The organism is Streptomyces sp. NPDC085944, from assembly GCF_040686295.1.
GTDB classification, from domain to species: Bacteria; Actinomycetota; Actinomycetes; order Streptomycetales; family Streptomycetaceae; genus Streptomyces; species Streptomyces salinarius.
Genome location: NZ_JBFBJX010000033.1, coordinates 36,951 through 41,190 on the forward strand (window position 1 = coordinate 36,951; position 4,240 = coordinate 41,190).

General features: G+C 73.8%; 4 protein-coding genes. 2 read left to right on the forward strand and 2 right to left on the reverse strand.

All coding sequences use genetic code 11. The features are described 5' to 3' along the window. Together AB0P07_RS35415 and AB0P07_RS35420 are read right to left on the reverse strand one after the other, a co-directional pair. The coding region (locus AB0P07_RS35415; RefSeq protein WP_365558219.1) for a polyketide synthase at positions 1 to 1,443 on the reverse strand (1,443 nt) is incomplete at its 3' end. Positions 1,444 to 1,479: 36 nt separating this feature from the next. After that, on the reverse strand, positions 1,480 to 2,217 hold the full coding sequence (locus AB0P07_RS35420) for an AfsR/SARP family transcriptional regulator (RefSeq protein WP_365558221.1): 738 nt from the start codon (positions 2,215 to 2,217) through the stop codon (positions 1,480 to 1,482). Positions 2,218 to 2,805: 588 nt separating this feature from the next. On the opposite strand from AB0P07_RS35420, the gene AB0P07_RS35425 reads away from it, so the two are divergent. Further along, complete coding sequence (locus tag AB0P07_RS35425; RefSeq protein ID WP_042821828.1) at positions 2,806 to 3,477, forward strand: TrkA family potassium uptake protein; 672 nt, start codon at positions 2,806 to 2,808, stop codon at positions 3,475 to 3,477. After that, positions 3,477 to 4,157, forward strand: a complete 681-nt coding sequence (locus AB0P07_RS35430; protein WP_365558228.1) for a TrkA family potassium uptake protein — start codon at positions 3,477 to 3,479, stop codon at positions 4,155 to 4,157. Before AB0P07_RS35425 ends, AB0P07_RS35430 begins: the two co-directional genes overlap by 1 nt. Positions 4,158 to 4,240: the final 83 nt, after the last annotated feature.

Sequence of the window (4,240 nt, forward strand, 5' to 3'; positions counted from 1 at the left end):
GACCGCGGCGTCGTCCGGCGAACCGGTGGTCGGCTCCGGGGCCCCGGCGGGAGCCGGGGTGTGCTCTTCGAGCAGCACGTGGCAGACCGTTCCGGTCAGTGAGGCGCCCAGCACCGCCGCCCGGCGGGGCGTGCCGTCCGCGGGCGGCTCCCACGGCTCGGCCGTGCGCGGCGCCCGGAACGGCTCTGCGGTCGCGCCGGGCCGCGCCGGGGGCACGGTGCGGTGGTGCAGGGCCAGCGCCGCCTTCGTGACACCGGCGAGCCCCGCGTTGGCGAAGGTGTGGCCGAGCCGGTCACGCACGCTGCCCAGGGCCACCGAGTGCCGCGGCGCGCCGGCGTGGAGCGCGGCCATCGCCTCCTGCTCGGCACGCCCCAGCGCGTCCGTGCCCGGCCCGGCGCACTCGACGAGGCCCACCGACCCGGGCCCGACGCCCGCCGTACGGTGCGCGGCCTCGGCGACCGCCCTGCGGTGCCCGGCCGACAACGAGTGGCGGAAGGTGCCCGGCCGCCCCTCGTGCCGCAGCGCGCAGTCCAGGACCGACGCGTACACGCGGTCGCCGTCCCGCCGCGCGGTCGAGCGGCGCTTGAGCAGCAGCGCCCCGAGCCCTTCGGCGAGTACGGGGGCGTCGCCTGCCCCGTCCGGTCCGGCCGCGAACCCCTTCGCCGCCAGCGCCCGCCGCGCGAACCGGCCCTCGTCGCGTTGCCCCACCACGACCAGCGCGGCGTCGGTCAGCCCGGCGCGCAGGCTGTCCACGGCGTGCGCGAGGGCCCAGTACGACGTGGCGTCCGCCGACTCGACGGCGAGGGTGCGTCCGCGCAGCTTGAAGGCGGACGCGATGCGCGCCGGGATCGTACTGGCCATCTCGCCCACCCGGTCGTGCGGGGAGGCGCCGAGCCGGCGTGTCAGCACGTCGTTGAGTTCCCGCTCGGCCTCCTGCGGGTCGATGCCGTCGTCCCGCCACGAGCCGTCCGCGAGGACCTCCGCCAGGTCCCGGGCATAGCGGGCGCCCTCGATGCGCAGCGCGTTGGCGTACTGCCGGTCCAGGCCGAGGCAGGTGCCCACGACGACGTCCGTGCGGGCCGGGAGGCCGCCGGGGCCCGAGGCGTCGTCGAGGCACTGGCGGGCCGCCTCCACCATGAGCAGTTGCAGCCGGGCCATGGAGGCTGCCTGGGCCGGCGGGATGCCGTAGCGCGCGACGTCGACCTCGGTGTCGCCGAGGCTCGCCGGTGCCGGTGCCGGTCCCGCGTCGGTGCCGGCGCCGGGCGGCGGGGCGGCGGCGGTCAGCAGCCGCCACAGCTCCTCGATGCCGCGGGCGCGTGGGTGCAGGGCGGACATGCCGACGATGGCGATCGGTTCCGGGGGGCGGGGCGTCGCCGGTGTCGCCGGCGACGCGCCCCTGTCCGTGACTGTTTCCTTGTCTGACAACTTCTCGTTCCTGTTCACAGGGGCGCCGGCCGCGACCGGCCCGGGGGGGGGCCGTCAGGCGGTGAGCAGGCTGCTTCCGGCCTGCGGGTACGGCTCCCGCCGCAGCGTGGACGGCACCTTCAGCACCGGGTCCTGGGCGAGGATCTCGGCATGCCGTCGGCGCAGCAGCGCGCCCGGCTGGACGCCCAGCTCCTCGTCGAGCCGCTTCCTGGCCAGGTGGTACGACTCCAGGGCGTCGCCCTGGCGTCCCACCCGGTAGAGGCCGACCATCAGCAGCTCGCAGAACCGTTCGCGCAGCGGGTGCTGCGCCACCAACTGCTGGAGCATGGCGATCGCCCTGGCCTCGCCACCGAGCAGGAACAGCGCGCTCGCCAGGTCCTCCAGGGCCGTGAGCCGGCGCTCCTCGAACAGGGCCGCAGCGCCCCGGCAGCGCCTGCCCTCACCCGCGTCGATGAGGGCGGGGCCGCGCCACAGCCGCAGCCCCGCCTCCAGCAGTTCGACGGCGCGCGCCGGGTCGGCCGGGAGCACGGAGGCGCCCTGCGAGACGAGCCGCAGGAACCGGTTGCCGTCCACGCACTGCGGGTCGATCTCCAGGAGATAGCCGCCGAGCACGGAGCGCAGGATGCCGCCGGCCCGCTCGGGGCAGGCGCGCTCGTTGATCACCTTCCGGGCGCGCGCGGCGTGCGCCTGGAGGGCGTTGAGAACGTTGTCGGGCGGGGTCGCCCCCCAGAGTTCGTCCACCAGGTCCGCGAGCGACACGGCGCGGCCCGCGTCGACGGCGAGTGTCGCCACCAGCGTGCGGACCTTCCCGGCTCGGATCCCGCCGCCGCTGTGCGGCGTGTTGATCGATACGGGTCCCAATATATTGATTTCCACACATCCCCCGAGGTTGTACAGGTTGTATCCATCGTCCGAGGGGTCTGCCACGCGTGCTGCCGGACAGCTCGGTGCGCCGGGTCGCCCTCGCGTGCTCCCCGCACTCCCGTGAGCGGACGGGGTGCTGGTCCACGGCGGTCCTCCTCGGCCTCGAAGGGCCGCCGCCCGGTCTTTGGCTGGCTCTCGGCCAGTTCTCTTGCCGAGGTCCATCGTGGCAAGCACTCCCCGACCCGTCATCCACCGAACGATCGGATTCCGGCCTCAACACAGGACGGGCGAAGCGTGACGTCACCGTCAATGTGTTGAGGCGCGACCGCGTTCCGGTTCAACGGAGCTGAACAACGCGAACGAACCACCCCGGCGGGGTCCGGCGGCGGCGGACCGGCATGATGGTGACCCGCGGCCCTCAGCGGGGCCGCGTATGTTTGCCCGTCGAGCCGAAAGAGGAAGATGAACGGGATGTTCACCCCGGTAAGAGGGCTGAGAAGAAGAGTGGTGTGAGCCGTGCACATTGTCATCATGGGCTGCGGGCGGGTGGGCTCGGCACTGGCCCAGACCCTGGAGCAGCAGGGGCACACGGTCGCCGTGATCGACCGGGACCCCACCGCCTTCCGACGCCTCGGTTCCTCGTTCGGCGGCCGCCGCGTCACCGGCATCGGCTTCGACCAGGACACCCTGCGTGAGGCGGGCGTGGAGGAGGCCGGTGCCTTCGCCGCCGTCTCCAGCGGCGACAACTCGAACATCATCGCCGCCCGCGTCGCACGCGAGATGTTCGGCGTGGAGAACGTCGCCGCCCGCATCTACGACCCTCGCCGTGCCGAGGTCTACCAGCGCCTGGGCATCCCCACCGTGGCCACCGTCCGCTGGACGGCCGACCAGATGCTGCGCCGGCTGCTGCCCTCGGGTGCCGAGCCGCTGTGGCGCGACCCCACCGGCGGTGTCCAGCTCGCCGAGGTGCACACCTCCTCGGCCTGGGTCGGTCACAAGATCAGCCGGCTCCAGGAGGAGACGGGCGTGCGGGTCGCGTTCGTCACCCGGCTCGGGGAGGCGATCCTGCCCTCCTCGCAGACCGTCCTGCAGGAGGGTGACCTCGTGCACGTGATGATGCGCACCGACGAGGTCCACAAGGTCGAGGCGGCGTTCGCCAAGGGTCCCGAAGAGGAGGGCGGTCACTGATGAGGGTCGCCATTGCCGGAGCCGGCGCGGTCGGCCGTTCGATCGCGGGCGAGCTGCTGGAGAACGGCCACGAGGTCCTGCTCATCGACAAGGCGCCGACCGCCATCTCGGTCGAGCGCGTCCCGATGGCGGAGTGGCTGCTCGCCGACGCGTGCGAGATCACGTCGCTGGACGAGGCGGCGCTGCAGCGCTGCAACGTCGTCATCGCCGCGACGGGCGACGACAAGGTCAACCTGGTCGTCTCGCTGCTGGCCAAGACCGAGTACGGCGTTCCGCGCGTCGTCGCCCGGGTGAACAATCCGAAGAACGAGTGGCTCTTCAACGAGTCCTGGGGCGTGGACGTCGCCGTCTCCACCCCGCGGCTGATGTCCGCCCTGGTGGAGGAGGCGGTGAGCGTCGGCGACCTGGTCCGGCTGCTGCGCTTCAGCCACGGCGACGCCAACCTGGTCGAGCTGACGCTGCCGGAGGAGTCGGCCCTGGCCGGCACCCAGGTGGGGGACGTCCAGTGGCCCGAGGACACCTCGCTGGTGACGATCATCCGCGGCACCCGGGTACTGACGCCGTCCCGGGAGGACTCCCTGGAGGCGGGCGACGAACTGCTCTTCGTCGCCGCGCAGGCCCGTGAGGAGCAGCTGGAGGACCTGCTGTCGGCCCGCAGGCGGCCGGACGGCGCGGCCTGAGCGGAGCGGTACGACGCGATACGGCGGTGGGGCGGGGGGCGGGGAGCCCGGGGGCCCCCCCCCCGGAGCGGCGGACGGCGCCG

Coding starts and splice junctions, on each gene's coding strand:
- AB0P07_RS35430 (WP_365558228.1), top strand. CDS start 3,477: ATGAGGGTCGCCATTGCCGGAGCCGGCGCGGTCGGCCGTTCGATCGCG.